The organism is Nesterenkonia flava, from assembly GCF_031432335.1.
Taxonomy (GTDB): Bacteria; Actinomycetota; Actinomycetes; order Actinomycetales; family Micrococcaceae; genus Nesterenkonia; species Nesterenkonia flava.
This window is the reverse complement of the sequence record NZ_JAVKGT010000048.1, coordinates 1-15,237: the sequence shown is the minus strand read 5'-3', so window position 1 is coordinate 15,237 and position 15,237 is coordinate 1. Positions and strand designations below refer to the sequence as shown.

Sequence of the window (15,237 nt, the reverse complement as noted above, 5' to 3'; positions counted from 1 at the left end):
CATGACTGCATCCTTTCAGCTTAGAAAGATGCGGCATCAAACCTGGGTCGCTTCACTCGTTTCTCATCTGAAGGAGCAGTTGTCGTGGACACTCTCATCGCCCTCTCCGAGGCCATTCACACCGCCACACTCACCACTCCCACCCTGGTGGCTGACCCGGTGGTGGTCGCTCAGATCGACATCAGCCCGAACGAATCCGGGCTGCCGGGGATCAGCCAGCTGCGCACCATCGTGGGGGCGGTCATGACCATCGGCCTGGTGCTCTCCGTGTTGGCGCTGATTATCTCGGCGATCGTGTGGGGCTTCGGAGCTAATAGCTCCAATCCGCATCTGGCAGGCCGGGGAAAGATCGGTGTGCTGGTCTCCTGCGGGGCCGCGATCATCTGCGGAGCCTCCGTCACGTTGATCAACTTCTTCTGGAACGTCGGCCAGCAGGTCTAACCCCCACCGTCTCCAACCCCCTTTGTTTGTGAAGGAGTGATGTGCGGTGGGCCTGTGCGATGTTCCCGTCATCTCCAATGTCTGCGATACCGCAGGCGAAGCAGCCGCCAGCCTCATCTCAGCCCCATTCGAATGGCTAGCCCAAGCCATGGGTGCTGCCGCCGGCTGGCTGTTCGAGGCCGTCTGGGCCGTGTTCGATACCACCACCTTGGTTGATGTCACCAGTGACGAGTACCTGGGGGTCTACAACATCGTCTTCGGCATCGCGGTCTTCGTGATGCTGCTGTTCTTCTGCCTGCAACTGATCACCGGCCTGATCCGCCGCGACCCCGGAGCACTCACCAGAGCCGCCCTCGGATTAGCGAAATCCGTGCTCGGTTCCTTCATCGCCGTGACGCTGACTGCCTTGCTGCTGGAAGTCGTGGATCAGCTGAGTTTGGGGATCATCCAGGCTGCCGGGGAAACCACCGAATCCATGGGCGACAAGATCGCCGGATTAGCTGCTGGGCTCACAGCGATCTCCATTGCGGCCCCGGGTGTGGGGGCGATCATCACCATCTTCATGGCCGGGCTGGCGATTTCGGCTGCGGCGATCGTCTGGCTCTCCCTGCTAGTGCGCAAAGCCCTGATCCTCGTCGCCGTTGTCCTTGCGCCGTTGGCGTTTGCTGGGGCCTCCTGGGATGCCAGCAAAGGCTGGATCGGCAAATGGGCGATGTTCGTCATCGCCCTCGCGGTCTCCAAGCTCGTGCTGACGGTGATGTTTCTGGTGGCCATCACCCAAGTCTCCGCACCCATCGAAGCCGATTTGGCCTCGGTCAGTGATCCGCTGGCCGGGGTGGTGCTGATGTTGATGGCCGCCTTCGCCCCGTATATGACCTACCGGTTCCTCTCCTTCGTCGGAGCCGACATGTACCACTCCATCGGGGCTGAACAGGAAGCCAAACAGTCCCTGAACCGTCCGGTACCCACCCCGAACAAGCCCCAGGGCGAGGGGCCGAAGAAAGTCCTCGACGGCAACAGTGACGCACCACCCAACAGTGGTGGTCCGGGTGGGCAGAAACCCACATCAGGCAAACCCAGTAGCGGCCCGCCGCCGGGTGGTCCAGGTGGTCCTGGTGCCACCGGCGGATCAGGCACCACCGCAGCCGGCGGCGGAACTGCCGGAAGCGGGACAGCGTGTGGCGGTGGCGCTGCGGCTGGGGGTCCTGCTGCTGCGGCGGTGATCGGAGCCAAAGTTGCCAAAGACTCCGCGACCGCTGGACCCAAAGCAGGCCAAGCCCTCGGCAATCAGGCAGAGACCGCCGCAGATGCCGCCGAGCAGAACACCGGAGGCGGTCAGCAGCCCGGTCGGCAGCCTGGTCAACCCGGCGGCAGTCCCTCCGACCAAGGACCCAGGGGCGGAGAAGACAGGACCCCTGGGCAGCCTGCGCCGAAGACCCCACGCCAGCCTGCCGACCCGCCCCCACCCCGGCCACCACACTCAGGGCCTCAGCCACAGGACCCGACCGCTGATGTGCACAAGCGAAGGAAGGGGTGACAAAGACCATGCCCAGCGAGACAACATCCACGGGCTCGTCGGTGGAGCTGGTGCCGGTGAAGTTCTCCCGGCTGACCCGCCGCGGCATCCTGCTCGGCCTCTCCCTGACTCAGCTGATCACCCTGGGTGTCGGCGGGCTGTCTCTCGTGGGTGCCCTCTACGCCGGGGGCGGCATCCTGCTGGCCTACACCGCACCCATCTGGGTCCTCGCCGCCGCACTGACCTGGATACCCGTTGCCGGACGCCCGGCGGTGGAGTGGCTACCGGTGTGCTTCTGGTGGGTCTGGCGCACCACCGGCGGACAGTTGCTCTACCGCCGCCGCATCACTACACCCCGGCCGGAGGGAACTCTGGCGTTGCCTGGGGATATGGCCCGGCTGCGGGAATACACCGACCCCGAAACCGGGGCCGGAATGATCCACGACCCCACCGCCAACACCCTCACCGTGGTCACCGAGGTCTCCCACCCAGCCTTCGTACTGTTAGACCCTGCTGAGCAGCAACGCCGAGTCACCGCCTGGGGACGGGTACTGGCCACCGTGTGCCGCTCCGGCCGGGTCGCCACCCTCCAAGTCTTAGAACGCACCCTGCCGGACTCGGGGACCGGGTTGGCCGAATGGTGGGCCAAACACGGCACCGACGACGGGTCCTGGGCCGCCGAGACCTACTCCGAACTGATTGACCGTGCCGGCCCGGCCGGGGAACGCCACGCCACCACGATCAGCCTTTCGTTGGATATGAAGGCCGCCGCCCGGCAAATACGCACCGCCGGAGGCGGCATCCGAGGGGCAGCAGGTGTCCTCCGCCAAGAAATGAACACCCTGACCACCGCGCTGCGCACCGCCGACCTCACCCCATCGGGGTGGCTGACACCGGGTGAGATCGCGGTGATCCTGCGCTCGGCCTACGACCCCGCCATCGCACCCGTCCTCCAACGCCACGGCGAACTCGGCCAAAGCCTAGCCACCGCCGGACCAGTAGCAGTCAACGAGACCTGGTCCCGGCTACGCACCGACTCCGCCCACCACGCAGTGCTCTGGATTTCGGAGTGGCCCCGGTCCATGGTCCACCCCGGATTCCTCTCACCAGTGCTGCTCTCCACCGGAATCCAACGCTCATTCAGCCTGCTGTGTACCCCGATGCGCTCCGACCAAGCCGCCCGCGACATCCGCAAGAAGAAAGTCGAGCACATCAGTGACCAGGCCCAACGGGCCAAAATAGGACAGATCGAAGACGCCGCACACACCGCAGAGTTCGACGACGTCCTCCAACAAGAAGCAGACCTCACCGCCGGCCACGGCGTCCTGCGCTACACCGGACTCATCTCCGTCACCGCACCCACCATCGAAGAACTCGACGCCAACATCGCAGCCATCGAACAAGCAGCCATCCAAGCCTCCTGCGAAACCCGCCTACTCGTGGGCCAACAAGCAGCCGCCTTCACCGCCGCAGCCCTACCACTGTGCCGCCGCCTCTAACCACAACCACCGGCGACTTCGTGATGGTGACTGTGGCGCACCTGGTCAACGACCCCACTGTCTCGTTGACCCAGGAGGCCCCCAATGGCCACGTTCTACGACCCCCAGGCCGATGCTGAGGAAGCATCCCAAGCCCTGCGCGGCCTGGCTCATGCCACCCGCAGCTTCGAAGACCCTGGTGAGACATATACGACGATGGGGGAACTGCTCAGCGGAGTCCGTTCCCTGCGCCAGGTCCTCGACCAACTCTCCGAAGCCCACCTACACCACCGGGGCCTGGCCCATGACGATGAGGGTAACCACCTCAACGGGGCACACCAGGCGCTGGCTGCTGCCGATGAACTCCACCAAGCCGGCACCCTGCTCGATCAGGTTCACGCCCGGTTGGATAAGGCCTCGCAGCATTCCGGGCGCATCGCCTGGCACCCCCACACCGAACACGCCTCCGTTACCCAGGAGGCGGCTCGGCGGTGGGTCAACGTGGTCTTCCTCGACCGTGGTCAGGCCGGTGGGGTGCTGGACCTCATTGACGAAGACGAAGCCCAGGCCGGCATTACCCACCTTGCTCAGTGGGACACCGGGCAAGAGACCACGGATGCGGCGATGGAGAACGGTTACGTCTACGATCAGCCCCCGGCTGCGGATGGGGACAAGCTGATCACTGAGGGTGACTACACCATCTCGTATAACCAGCAGATGGGCCACGTCGCCCTCTACCGATCCATCCCCGACTCCGAAGACCCACTGCCTACCGAGCCCTCCCCGCGCCGCTACGGGCTGGCATACGCTGCGGCAGGTGGGCGCAGCCTCGCCGGACCAGCAGGCTCACCAGCCGGTGCCGCAGCCGCAGGGGCCGTCTATGCCAGCAACGCAGGCGCACGCCGGGCCACCAGGCAGGACGCTGCGGGGCGACTGAGTTCTGTAACGAAGCAGCAGCAATCCCAGACTCAGCGGGACTGGTACGCCAGCCAGAACCGCCCCACCAGCAGCACCAGTATCGATCGGGGCCTGTCCCGATGAGCAGCACAGGTCAGGACTCCGAGAAGGAGAGACTGCATACCTCAGTGCTGGTCGCTCCGGCTGCTGAGCGGCGCCGCCTCCGCAAACAACGTCGGGAAGCCGCAGCCCGTCTACGTGCCCAGCAGCGCCAGGTCGAGAAACACGCCCTCCGCCAGAAAGCTGAGGCCGAGCGGGCTGAACGCAGGGCACGGCAGTACCTGCCCGCCGCTGGTGAACCCGGACCCGCGGCACTACGGAATCCGGGTAGGTTTCGGTTAGCGCGGCATCAGGACACCAGCGCCACCCTGGCCGGGGCATACCCCTTCCTCGCCGAAGGAGGCTTGGGTGCTGATGGGATGTTCATCGGCCAGGACCTCTACTCCGGGGCCAGCTTCGTCTATGACCCCTGGGTGCTCTACCAACGGGGCATCATCACCGCCCCCAACATCGTGCTCGCAGGCATCGTCGGCTCCGGGAAATCCAGCCTCGCCAAATCCCTCTACACCCGAAGCCTGCCCTTCGGACGCAGGGTCTATGTCCCCGGCGACCCCAAAGGAGAACACACCCCAGTCGCCGAGGCAGTGGGCGGCCGGGCCATCGCCTTGGGTGCAGGATTGGCCAACCGGCTCAACCCCCTCGATGAAGGCCACCGCCCCAGCGGCCTCTCAGACGCAGAGTGGGCGACCACGGTCGCCTCGCGTCGTCGTAGCCTGCTCGGCGCGCTGGCAGAGACGGTGCTGGGTCGGGGGCTGAGTCCGTTGGAGCACACCGCCATCGACCTGGCCCTGACCCAGACCGTGGCAGAGAACCAAGTGCCGATCCTGCCCATGGTCGTCGACCGCATCCTCGACCCCTCCGATGACCCCACCGGCCGCCTCGCCGAAGACGGCAGGCTGGTCGGACATGCGATGCGACGCCTGGTCGCAGGCGACCTCGGCGGGCTCTTCGACGGACCCTCCACCGTCGAGTTCGACCCCTCCCTGCCGATGATCAGCCTCGACCTCTCCCGCGTCACCGAAAACAGCACGCTGATCTCAGTGCTGATGACCTGTGCCTCAGCGTGGATGGAATCAGCCCTCCTGGACCCCAATGGAGGCCAACGGTGGGTGGTCTACGACGAAGCCTGGCGACTGATGTCCCACCCGGCACTGCTGCGGCGCATGGACGCCCACTGGCGGCTAGCCCGCCACTACGGCATCGCCAACCTGCTGGTGTTTCATAAGCTCACTGACCTGGACAACGTGGGAGACGCCGGCTCCGCCATGCGCTCCCTGGCCAGCAGCCTTTTGGCCAACGCGGAGACCCGGATCGTCTACCGGCAAGAATCCGACCAGCTCGGCACCACCGCACAGACCTTGGGGCTGACCGGCACCGAACAGAAACTCCTCCCCACCCTCGGGGTCGGGCAAGGCCTCTGGCGGATCAAAGACCGCTCCTTCGTCGTCCAACACCAACTCCACCCCGATGAGCTGGCTGCCTTTGATACCACCGGTCGCATGACCGGCGGAAGCTAATGAACGCAGGGACCAGCCCGTGCTGTAGACGACTGTCTGAGACCAATCCGAAGTGGCCCCTACTCCTCGTGGCCAGTAGCCTGTTGGAGTTCTGCCTCTACTCTGGCGATGAAGTCATCGGCCATCTCGATTTTCTCAGCAAGTCTTTCACGGCGTTGATGAGCCTCCGCGAGAAACCCTTGAAGCTTCTCTGCTGCCTCGGGACTGGCCCTCTGCGCAAGGGTGTCTGTCAGCTCTAGCAGCTCGCGCATCTGCTCAATGCTGAACCCCAGAGGCTTCATCCGTCGAATGAGCATCAGCCGCTCGATGTCTTCATCAGTGTAAAGACGGAACCCACCAGCACTGCGTCCTGAAGGAGTCAAGAGCCCCTCGTCGTCATAGTGACGCAAGGTGCGTAGTGACATTCCTGACATTTCGGCCACCTCGCCGATATGTCGCGTTGAACGATTCAGCTCTGCCTGTTCCATGACCTCTATTGTCTCTCCTGCTCAACTACAACTCTACCTTTACGTCAGGGTAGAGTTTCCCTACTGGTCCCGCTGTCGACAGCTGCCACGCTCGCGCCTGCCAGCACTCAGCGGATGACGATCCCCGTTCTTGGCAATAGCGCCACACCTTGAAGGAGACATCTGTGCCTGAAGCACCTTCGCCTGCGCCCAGCGCTAACCATCGTCCCACCAGTGGGGCACCGCAGGTAGATCGCTCTCACTCGATTCTTGCGGCGCTGAAGTCGCCGCGCAGACTCCGCACCGAAGCCCTGGCGGGCCTCGTGGTGGCTCTCGCCCTGATCCCCGAGGCCATCGCGTTCTCGATCATCGCCGGGGTGGACCCACGGGTGGGTCTGTTCGCTTCGTTCACTATGGCGGTCTCCATCGCGTTCCTTGGCGGTCGACCGGCGATGATCTCCGCAGCCACGGGTGCCATCGCCCTGGTCATCGCTCCGGTGGCCCGTGAGTATGGCATGGACTATCTCATCGCGACCGTGATCCTTGCCGGTGTGCTTCAGGTTGCCATGGGGCTGCTCGGCGTGGCCAAGCTGATGCGGTTCATTCCCCGCTCGGTCATGGTCGGCTTCGTCAATGCCCTGGCGATCCTGATCTTCACCTCCCAGATTCCCCACCTGACTGACGTGCCCTGGGCGGTCTACCCGTTGGCAATCGCCGGGCTGGTCATCATCTTCCTGTTCCCCAGGCTAACCAAAGTCATTCCAGCACCGCTGGTAGCGATTATCGTGTTGACCGTGATCACAGTGGCTGCCGCCATCGCGGTCCCCACTGTTGGCGACGAGGGCGAGCTGCCCGACTCTCTGCCCTCACTGTTCATCCCTGATGTGCCGTGGAACCTGGAGACGCTGCAGATCATCTTCCCCTTCGCCCTGACCATGGCACTGGTGGGTATCCTGGAATCCCTGCTGACCGCCAAGCTGGTCGATGACATCACCGACACACACTCCAACAAGACCCGCGAATCCTGGGGTCAGGGTGCAGCGAACGTGATCACCGGGTTCTTCGGCGGCATGGGCGGCTGCGCGATGATCGGTCAGACCATGATCAACGTCAAGGCCTCCGGCGCTCGAACGCGACTCTCCACCTTCCTGGCCGGAGTCTTCCTGCTGATCCTCGTCGTCGCCCTCGGTGACGTGGTGGCCATCATCCCCATGGCCGCCCTAGTGGCGGTCATGATCTTCGTCTCCTGGGCCACCTTCGACTGGCACAGCATCGCCCCCTCCACCCTCCGCAGGATGCCGAAATCCGAGACCACTGTGATGGTCTCCACCGTGGTGGTCACCGTCTGGACCCACAACCTGGCCTACGGCGTAATCGTCGGCGTGATCGTGGCAATGGTGCTATTCGCCCACCGCGTCGCCCACTTCACCACCGTCACGCGCATGGATGCCAGCGACGACGACGGCCAGCGCGTCTACCAGGTCGAAGGTGAACTGTTCTTCGCCTCATCCAACGACTTGGTCTACCAGTTCGACTACACCGGCGACCCCGAAAAGATCGTCATCGACGTCTCTAAGGCGCATATCTGGGACGCTTCCACGGTGGCCGCGCTCGATGCGGTGAAGACCAAATACGAGTCCCGGGGTAAGACGGCGATTATCCTCGGGATGAACCAGGATAGTGCTGAACGACACGGCCGTCTCTCGGGTGCTCTCAGTGAGAATCACTGACAAGGAAGAGTCATGCGGTGCATACGCCTGTCTGTGGAAGATCGAGGTCACGGGCTGAGGCGTCCTGACCGGCGAGACGTGCGGCGATAGACCGCACCTGCTCGTATCCGGTAGCCATCAGGAAGGTGGGGGCTGTTCCATAGGACTTCATGCCGGTAATGAACAAGTGGGGTTCTGGGTGGCCCAGGACGTCCGCGCCGTGGGCGGGCACGGTCCCGCAGGAATGTAGGGCTGGGTCGATCAGTGGTGCCAGCTGTCGCGGAGCACTGAGCACCGGGTCCAGGTCTAATTCCAGCTCGGCCAGTGCCGTGTGGTCAGGCCTGAAGCCTGTCGCGGAGGCCAGCCAGTTGACGGTGAGTTCTCGCCCGTCGGTGAACGTGGCGGTCAGTGACTGGTCTGTTGCGTCAAGGTTATCGACAGTTGCTGCCGTGAGCAGATTGATCCGTCCGGTGTGGACCTGCTGCCTGAGCTGCTGGCCCAGTGCTCCTCGTTGGGGGAGCTGGTCTGCCGGTCCTCCTCCGTAGCTGCGCTCGGGGTCCGTTCCACGGATCGCCCACCAGATCTCGGTGGTGGGTTCCTTCAACTGGAGGGCTGCGAGACTCAAGAGGGTGTTGATCGCGCTGTGCCCTGAGCCCACGACCATGATGCGCTGGCCCTTCAGGCGCTCCCTGTGGGTGCCAAGAACATCCGGCAGCGCGCCGAGCATGCGCTCCTGTACTGCTGGACTCTGCTCTCCGGGGACCGGCCGTCCGGATCGACCAAGGCTATTGGGCTGACCCCAAGTCCCCGAAGCGTCGATCACCGCACGAGCCGTCACCTCATCCGAACTATCGCGACCTTCAGTGCGGAGCAGGAATCCTCCGGCTTCCAGTCCTTCATGGTTGCGGCTGACTTGGATGACTTTCGTGCCAAAGCGGATGCGGTGGCGTAGTTCAGGGGTGGCAGCCAGGGGGCGGAGGTAGCCTTCGACAAGTTCTGCACCGGTTGGCAGTGCTGTGGGGTGGGGAGAATCCCAGCCGGCCTGTTCGAGGAGACGGCGAGCCGCACTGTCGATGTTGTATTGCCATGGCGAGAAGAGTCTGATGTGGCCCCATTGACTGACGGCCGCCCCGGCGGCATCTCCGGCTTCAAGGACCAGGGGCTCCAGGCCGTGCTCTAAGAGGTGTGAGGCTGCAGCTAGTCCGACAGGGCCGGCCCCTATGACCGCGACTGGGAGTTGTTGCGTGTTCATCAGGTCTCCTTATGAATGTTAGGGCTGCTGGTCAGTCGGTGGTCTTCGCGGCTGCGGTATCCAGGCCCAGGGTCTGCATCAGTTCCTCGACCCGGGCTTTGATCTGGTCGCGTATGGGCCGCACATCGGAGAGCTCTTTGCCGGCGGGGTCCTCCAACGGCCAGTCCTCGTAGCGTTTGCCCGGGTAGTAGGGGCAGTCGTCTCCGCAGCCCATGGTGACCACCACATCCGACTCCTGGAGCATGTCGGCGGAGAGCTCGTTGGTGGCCCGTCCCGAGATATCGATGCCGACCTCGGCCATGGCCTCCACGGCCACCGGGTTGATCTCCTCGGCAGGCTGGGTTCCCCCGGAGTACACCTGGACCCGGTCGCCGCCGAGTTCACGGAGGAAGCCTGCGGCCATCTGGGAGCGTCCGGCGTTGTGCACACAGACGAAGGTGACAGTAGGCAGATGCTGGGATGCGTCGGTGAGAGGGGTCATTGCTGCTCCTTAGATATTGAGTACGGTGGCGGGCATTACAACGTGGTGGGCGGCGTATGGGAGATGGCGGAACGTCCGGTAGTCCCAGTGCTACGGAAGAATCGACGGGCCCAGAGGGCGACATAGACCAGGCCCACCAGCACAGGCACCTCGATCAGCGGTCCGACCACTCCGGCTAGGGCCTGTCCGGAGGTGGCGCCGAAGGTGGCGATGGCCACGGCGATGGCGAGCTCAAAGTTATTGCCCGCCGCAGTGAAGGACAGGGTGGTGGAGCGTTCGTAGTCCATGCCCAGCAACCGGCCGATCACCATGGAGGCGCAGAAGGTCACCACGAAGTAGATCAGCAGCGGCACTGCGATGCGAGCAACGTCCAGCGGCTGATTCATGACCTGTTCGCCCTGTAAGGCGAAGAGCATCACGATGGTGAACAGCAGTCCGTAGAGCGCCCAGGGGCCGAGCGTGGGCAGCAGCCGCTGCTCGTACCAGTCCCGTCCTCGGGTCCGCTCGCCGATCATCCGGGTGAGGAACCCTGCGGCCAACGGGATGCCGAGGAAAACCAGCACCGAGATGGTGATCGCCCAGAAGCTGAACTCTGCTGTGGTGGTCTCCAGGCCCAGCCAGCCCGGCAGGATTTGGAGGTAGAACCACCCCAGCACGCCGAACATAAAGACCTGGAAGACCGAGTTGATCGCTACCAGCACCGCAGCAGCTTCCCGGTCTCCGCAGGCCAGGTCGTTCCAGATCAGCACCATGGCGATGCAGCGGGCCAGGCCCACGATGATCAGCCCGGTGCGATATTCAGGCAGATCCGGCAGGAAGATCCAGGCCAGGGCGAACATGAACGCTGGGGCCAGCAGCCAGTTGATCGCCAGTGAAGTGATCAGCAGCTTCTTGTCCCGCAGCACCAGGTGAGTCTCGGAGTACCGAACCTTGGCCAGCACCGGGTACATCATCAGCAGCAGACCCAGGGCGATGGGCACCGAGACTCCGGCGACCTCCACGGCATGCAGCACCTGGCCCACTCCGGGGGCCAGCATCGCGATCAGTAGTCCTGCTCCCATAGCAACCAAAATCCATACCGGCAGGAACTTGTCCAGTATGGAGAGCCGGGCGACCACGGGAGCGGTATCGGGCGCAGTGGCTGTTGAGGACATGGGAACCTTTCGAGGAATATTGACGTCTGTCGATATACGAGTATGCTCTCATACATCGACAATCGTCAATCCATTGAGCGTCGGAGGTTCTAATGAACACCCCCACCCAGGAGATCACCGAGGACTGCTGCACCGTGCCGGCCTCCACGGCCCTCGACCCGGAGCGCACGGCCGACCTGGCCGTCCGGTTCAAAGCGCTGGGCGACCCCAATCGCCTCGCCCTGCTCTCGTTGGTCGCCGCGGGAGAGAATGCTGAGGCCTGCGTCTGCGATATGACCGAGCCGCTAGGCCTGGGGCAGCCGACGGTCTCCCACCACTTGCGCATCCTCACCGACGCCGGGTTCCTCACCCGGGAGAAGCGAGGCACCTGGGCCTACTACTCCATCGCCCCCGGTGCCCTGGAGGGCCTGTGCGCAGAGCTCTGTGCAGACTCAGGCTTGGGTGCCATGCTGCAGGACGCCTACGCTGTCGAGACCAGCCAAGGAGAGTGCTGCTGATGCCCACTGAAGGAAACCCTGGGGTGTTGTTTGTCTGCGTGAAGAACGGAGGGAAGTCCCAGATGGCTGCCGGCCTATTCGAAAAGGAATTGGTGGAGGCGGGCAAGCCCGACGCCGTCCGCGTCGCCTCTGCGGGCACCAGGGCCGGGCAGAGCATCAACGCCCTCTCTGCCGAAGTGCTCGCCGAGATCGGGGTAGACATCAGTGCCAACTCCCCCATCCAGCTGACCGAGGACGCCATGCGCACTGCCGGCCACGTCGTCGTACTGGGCGCAGAGGCACAGGTGCCCCATGTCGAGGGGGTGACCGTGGAGCGCTGGGAGACCGATGAACCCTCGCTGCGCGGCATCGAGGGTCGCCAGCGCATGGAGATCATCCGTGACGACATCCGCACCAGGGTCAGGGAACTCGCCTCCCGCCTCGGTAGCTGAGCATTAGGCACGTTGCCCGCCGGACGCCAGTCACAGGCTCATTTGAACCTCAAGGCCTTTACTACTGCCCTTACTGCCCTTACTGCCCCTTCTGCCGCTCGATGGCGTGTAGGCCGCCGTCGATGTTGACCACGTTGCGATAACCCATCTGCTGCAGCGCCTCAGTGGCCAGCGCCCCGCGGTTTCCGCCGTTGCAGTAACAGGCAATGGGAGCATCCTTGTCTGGCAGTGCGGCCGAGGCGTGTTCATTGAGTCGTCCCAGTGGCAGGTTCACTGCTCCAGGCAGATGAGCCTGGTCGAACTCTGCGGTCTCGCGTACATCAAGAACCACGCGGTACTGCTCATTTGATCCGAGGAAACCTTGAGCAGGAATCTCGTTGATGCGTTCGCGTGCCGCTGCAGCTCGGTCAAGGAAATCCTGGTCGTGGTGATCTTCCATAGTTATCCCTGTCCTCATTGTGCTGTTCGTAGGCTGGCTGCTAGTAGGTCGACGCGTTCGGAGATTTCGCGGAAGGCTAGGTCATAGGCCTTGGCGGTGCCTGTCCCGGCTGGGTTGGGAATCGACCAGTGATGCAGTTCGCCTTCGACCACCCCGGAGAGTGCTTCGTGGGCGCGGTCGCACAGCACTATGGTCGTCGACGAAGCCGGGACGTTCTCCATTGGTTTTGGGTCGTGGTTTGAAAGGTCAATCCCCAGCCCTTTCGCCGTCTCAGCAGCAGGTGGGGGGACTGAGGCTGCAGGCTTGGTTCCTGCTGAGGTCGCGGGTACTCCCGTGGGGCGAGCTGCATTGCGGTTCCACCACGCTGCGGCGAAGGGAGAGCGGGCCGAGTTGCCGGTACAGATGAAGACCAGCTGCGACGGCGGGGCTTTCGTTTTTCCTGTTCCGGCGTGTTCGTATGCTAAGGCCCGGCGCTCTTGTGGGAGCAAGCGTACATAGCTGCGTCGACGATCCCCTTCAGACTGTCGCCGCTCTACCAATCGCGCCTTCTCCAGGACCCCGAGGTGATGCGCCAACAGATTAGAGGAGACACCCAACAGGCCACGCAGTTCGGAGGATGAGAGGTCCGAGCACAGCAGCAGGTCCACGATGCGCAGCCGGACAGGCTCCGCCAAGGCCGAATGGCGCGCCGCGCGCTGCGCCACACTCAGGCTGGGTGGCGGCCCATCCGGAATCTGCTCAATGTTCATTGACTCAATGTTGACTGAGTCGAATCTCCTTGGTCAAGATGAGCAGGTGACAACACCTGCTGCACGTGCTCAAGACAAACACCCCGGGACTTCCTGGGAAGTCTTCCTGGTCTTTCTCCGACTGGGGCTGACCAGCTTCGGTGGCCCTGTTGCTCATCTGGCGTACTTCCGCGAGGCCTTCGTGGAGCGACGCAAGTGGCTCAGCGAGAAGGCCTACGCGGATCTGGTGTCCCTCTGCCAGTTCCTGCCTGGTCCAGCCTCCTCCCAGGTCGGTATGGCCCTTGGCTTACAGAGGGCCGGCTACCTGGGGATGTTCGCCGCGTGGTTCGCTTTCACCATGCCCTCAGTGGTGCTGCTGGTGACTTTTGCTTACGGGGTCAGCACTGCCGGGGACCTTTCCGATGCCGGGTGGGTCAATGGACTGAAAGCTGCAGCAGTCGCAGTAGTTGCCCACGCGGTGCTGGGTATGGCCCGATCCCTGACCCCGGATGCCCCGCGGGCCACCATCGCAGCAGCAGCGATGATCGTAGTACTGCTGGTGCCCCACCCTTTCGTGCTGGTCGCTGCCATCGCAGTAGCAGGGCTGATCGGACTCGTCTGGCTCACCCCCGATGAGCAATCGACGCAACCTGAGGACGCATTCACCGTGCGAGTATCGAAACGGGCCGCCGGTACTTGCCTGGGACTCTTCGCTGTATTGCTGGCAGCCCTACCGCTGGTGGCTGCCTGGGCCGGCAACGCCTGGGTCTCACTGATCGACTTGTTTTACCGTGTGGGCTCGCTGGTCTTCGGCGGCGGACACGTGGTCCTGCCACTGCTGCAGGCCGAAACCGACCACCTAGTCTCCGCTGATACCTTCCTGGCCGGTTACGGCGCAGCCCAGGCTGTCCCAGGCCCGCTATTCACGTTCGCTGGATTCCTCGGCGCCTCCAGCACAGAAGAGCCGACCGGCATCCCAGGAGCGCTGATAGCCACCGTTGCTATCTTTCTCCCTGCAGCGCTCCTGGTCGTGGGTGCCCTGCCTTTCTGGGAAGCCCTGCGGAAGAACTCCATCGCCCGCAAAGCCCTGCTGGGATTCAACGCAGGAGTGGTCGGCATCCTCGCCGCTGCCCTCTACGATCCGGTATTCACCGCCGGAGTCCTCGACGTCGGACTCGAAGCACTAGTGCTGGCCATCGCAGCCTTCGTCGCGCTCAACAACTGGAAGATCCCGGCGTGGGCTGTAGTCATCGCAGCTGGCCTACTCGGCTGGGCGATGCTCTGAGCCGCTCCCGGCTGGTTCACCGGGCTGACCGGGCGGCAGCCCTGGCGCCACCACAACGTCTCGTTGACCACTCCCCTGGGCTTACCCGGGTTAGTTCCTCCGACTTCATAGATCAGTTCCTCGCTAGCGCCCAGGAATGGGCGCACACGACCCACCGCTTTCCGGTCGGCACCTACGACGCACGGGCGACCTCAGCCTGAAACCACAGTCCCTAGGGTCACGGAGCGCACCTGGCGGGCATGAGTCACTACACCACCCGACGCCCCTCTCGCTCCGTCAAGACGCCCAGGACCTCAGAGCAGGAGCCGGATGTTCCGGCGGTGTTGACTCATGTTGTGATCACCGTGACCCAGCCCACCGGAACGCTGGCGGTCACCGTGGATGGCGAGGACTTCCCCGCACCAGAAGGCACTAGGGCGTGGAGTCACGCCCGATTCGGCGAGCTGCTAGATGCGGTCACTGGGGACCGGACTCGGACGGTGCGGATCGAGGTCCACGAAACCGACGGGTCCACTTTTACTGACATTATCCGCTCCCGCCGCCGCACCCTCACAGACACCGAGGCGGAGCAACCCCAGGCGGCACGGTCTAAGCCCAGCGGGAAGCCAGCTGCGGCCACTGTCTCGGGTGAAGGGTTCCTGCCCGGTGAAGACGTGGCTATCGCTGCGGTGGTCACCGAGACCACGGCCAATGAGGACGGAGAGGTCGAGACCCGTCTGACCCGGCGGCAGAAGACGAATCTGCGTGCTGGTGCTGAGGTGCTGGTCTTCGGCCGGGCCTCGGGGACCACACTGGTGAGGCGGCTGCCGTGACCCGGGGCATCACTCCGGGGTCTCGCCAAGCCGG

Annotated in this window: 16 protein-coding genes; 10 read left to right on the top strand and 6 right to left on the bottom strand. The window is 63.9% G+C overall.

Features of this window, described 5'->3' with window-relative positions; all coding sequences use genetic code 11:
* Positions 1-114: 114 nt before the first annotated feature.
* The 5 genes from RH857_RS12925 to RH857_RS12905 all read left to right on the top strand — a co-directional run bounded on the left by RH857_RS12925 (position 115) and on the right by RH857_RS12905 (position 5,969).
* Positions 115-441: a DUF6112 family protein gene (locus RH857_RS12925; RefSeq protein WP_310538392.1), complete on the top strand. Its 327-nt coding sequence runs from the start codon at positions 115-117 to the stop codon at positions 439-441.
* 46 nt (positions 442-487) lie between these two features.
* Complete coding sequence (locus RH857_RS12920) at positions 488-1,978, top strand: TrbL/VirB6 family protein (protein ID WP_310538389.1); 1,491 nt, start codon at positions 488-490, stop codon at positions 1,976-1,978.
* A gap of 8 nt (positions 1,979-1,986) precedes the next feature.
* Positions 1,987-3,456, top strand: coding sequence for an SCO6880 family protein (locus RH857_RS12915; RefSeq protein WP_310538391.1), 1,470 nt, complete (start codon positions 1,987-1,989; stop codon positions 3,454-3,456).
* An 84-nt stretch (positions 3,457-3,540) separates the two neighbouring features.
* Positions 3,541-4,476, top strand: coding sequence for a hypothetical protein (locus RH857_RS12910; RefSeq protein ID WP_310538388.1), 936 nt, complete (start codon positions 3,541-3,543; stop codon positions 4,474-4,476).
* The gene (locus RH857_RS12905; protein ID WP_310538387.1) at positions 4,473-5,969 is read left to right on the top strand and encodes a putative type IV secretion/conjugal transfer ATPase; all 1,497 of its coding nucleotides are present in this window, start codon (positions 4,473-4,475) and stop codon (positions 5,967-5,969) included. Before RH857_RS12910 ends, RH857_RS12905 begins: the two co-directional genes overlap by 4 nt.
* Positions 5,970-6,028: 59 nt before the next feature.
* On the opposite strand, the gene RH857_RS12900 is transcribed toward RH857_RS12905, so the two are convergent.
* The gene (locus RH857_RS12900; RefSeq protein WP_310538386.1) at positions 6,029-6,436 is read right to left on the bottom strand and encodes a MerR family transcriptional regulator; all 408 of its coding nucleotides are present in this window, start codon (positions 6,434-6,436) and stop codon (positions 6,029-6,031) included.
* A 164-nt stretch (positions 6,437-6,600) separates the two neighbouring features.
* On the opposite strand from RH857_RS12900, the gene RH857_RS12895 reads away from it, so the two are divergent.
* Positions 6,601-8,145 carry a SulP family inorganic anion transporter gene (locus RH857_RS12895; RefSeq protein WP_374761173.1) on the top strand — a complete coding sequence of 515 codons (1,545 nt, stop codon included), beginning with the start codon at positions 6,601-6,603 and terminating at the stop codon, positions 8,143-8,145.
* 10 nt (positions 8,146-8,155) lie between these two features.
* Here RH857_RS12895 and RH857_RS12890 read toward each other — a convergent pair whose 3' ends face one another.
* The 3 genes from RH857_RS12890 to arsB are packed head-to-tail and all read right to left on the bottom strand — an operon-like array spanning position 8,156 to position 11,011.
* Positions 8,156-9,376 carry an FAD-dependent oxidoreductase gene (locus tag RH857_RS12890; protein ID WP_310538385.1) on the bottom strand — a complete coding sequence of 407 codons (1,221 nt, stop codon included), beginning with the start codon at positions 9,374-9,376 and terminating at the stop codon, positions 8,156-8,158.
* A 31-nt stretch (positions 9,377-9,407) separates the two neighbouring features.
* Complete coding sequence (locus RH857_RS12885; RefSeq protein ID WP_310538384.1) at positions 9,408-9,857, bottom strand: arsenate reductase ArsC; 450 nt, start codon at positions 9,855-9,857, stop codon at positions 9,408-9,410.
* 35 nt (positions 9,858-9,892) lie between these two features.
* The gene (gene arsB, locus RH857_RS12880) at positions 9,893-11,011 is read right to left on the bottom strand and encodes an ACR3 family arsenite efflux transporter (protein WP_310538383.1); all 1,119 of its coding nucleotides are present in this window, start codon (positions 11,009-11,011) and stop codon (positions 9,893-9,895) included.
* 92 nt (positions 11,012-11,103) lie between these two features.
* Here arsB and RH857_RS12875 point away from each other — a divergent pair, with 92 nt between their 5' ends.
* The gene (locus RH857_RS12875) at positions 11,104-11,508 is read left to right on the top strand and encodes an ArsR/SmtB family transcription factor (protein ID WP_310538382.1); all 405 of its coding nucleotides are present in this window, start codon (positions 11,104-11,106) and stop codon (positions 11,506-11,508) included.
* Positions 11,508-11,939: an arsenate-mycothiol transferase ArsC gene (locus tag RH857_RS12870; protein WP_310538381.1), complete on the top strand. Its 432-nt coding sequence runs from the start codon at positions 11,508-11,510 to the stop codon at positions 11,937-11,939. The genes RH857_RS12875 and RH857_RS12870 overlap by 1 nt, the downstream gene beginning before the upstream one ends.
* 79 nt (positions 11,940-12,018) lie before the next feature.
* Here the strand turns inward: RH857_RS12870 and RH857_RS12865 are convergent, their stop codons facing one another.
* Complete coding sequence (locus tag RH857_RS12865) at positions 12,019-12,378, bottom strand: rhodanese-like domain-containing protein (RefSeq protein WP_310538380.1); 360 nt, start codon at positions 12,376-12,378, stop codon at positions 12,019-12,021.
* Positions 12,379-12,392: 14 nt separating this feature from the next.
* Positions 12,393-13,127, bottom strand: coding sequence for an arsenate reductase/protein-tyrosine-phosphatase family protein (locus RH857_RS12860; RefSeq protein WP_310538379.1), 735 nt, complete (start codon positions 13,125-13,127; stop codon positions 12,393-12,395).
* A gap of 46 nt (positions 13,128-13,173) precedes the next feature.
* Here RH857_RS12860 and chrA point away from each other — a divergent pair, with 46 nt between their 5' ends.
* Both chrA and RH857_RS12850 read left to right on the top strand, forming a co-directional pair.
* Positions 13,174-14,391: a chromate efflux transporter gene (gene chrA, locus RH857_RS12855; protein WP_310538378.1), complete on the top strand. Its 1,218-nt coding sequence runs from the start codon at positions 13,174-13,176 to the stop codon at positions 14,389-14,391.
* 335 nt (positions 14,392-14,726) lie between these two features.
* Positions 14,727-15,203, top strand: a complete 477-nt coding sequence (locus tag RH857_RS12850; protein WP_310538377.1) for a hypothetical protein — start codon at positions 14,727-14,729, stop codon at positions 15,201-15,203.
* The last annotated feature ends 34 nt before the right edge of the window (positions 15,204-15,237 follow it).

Bases quoted from the DNA above. Each gene is read 5' to 3' on its own strand.
- RH857_RS12915 (WP_310538391.1), top strand. From the start codon at position 1,987: ATGCCCAGCGAGACAACATCCACGGGCTCGTCGGTGGAGCTGGTGCCG.
- RH857_RS12910 (WP_310538388.1), top strand. From the start codon at position 3,541: ATGGCCACGTTCTACGACCCCCAGGCCGATGCTGAGGAAGCATCCCAA.
- RH857_RS12905 (WP_310538387.1), top strand. From the start codon at position 4,473: ATGAGCAGCACAGGTCAGGACTCCGAGAAGGAGAGACTGCATACCTCA.
- RH857_RS12900 (WP_310538386.1), bottom strand. From the start codon at position 6,436: ATGGAACAGGCAGAGCTGAATCGTTCAACGCGACATATCGGCGAGGTG.
- RH857_RS12890 (WP_310538385.1), bottom strand. From the start codon at position 9,376: ATGAACACGCAACAACTCCCAGTCGCGGTCATAGGGGCCGGCCCTGTC.
- RH857_RS12885 (WP_310538384.1), bottom strand. From the start codon at position 9,857: ATGACCCCTCTCACCGACGCATCCCAGCATCTGCCTACTGTCACCTTC.
- arsB (WP_310538383.1), bottom strand. From the start codon at position 11,011: ATGTCCTCAACAGCCACTGCGCCCGATACCGCTCCCGTGGTCGCCCGG.
- RH857_RS12875 (WP_310538382.1), top strand. From the start codon at position 11,104: ATGAACACCCCCACCCAGGAGATCACCGAGGACTGCTGCACCGTGCCG.
- RH857_RS12870 (WP_310538381.1), top strand. From the start codon at position 11,508: ATGCCCACTGAAGGAAACCCTGGGGTGTTGTTTGTCTGCGTGAAGAAC.
- RH857_RS12865 (WP_310538380.1), bottom strand. From the start codon at position 12,378: ATGGAAGATCACCACGACCAGGATTTCCTTGACCGAGCTGCAGCGGCA.
- RH857_RS12860 (WP_310538379.1), bottom strand. From the start codon at position 13,127: ATGAACATTGAGCAGATTCCGGATGGGCCGCCACCCAGCCTGAGTGTG.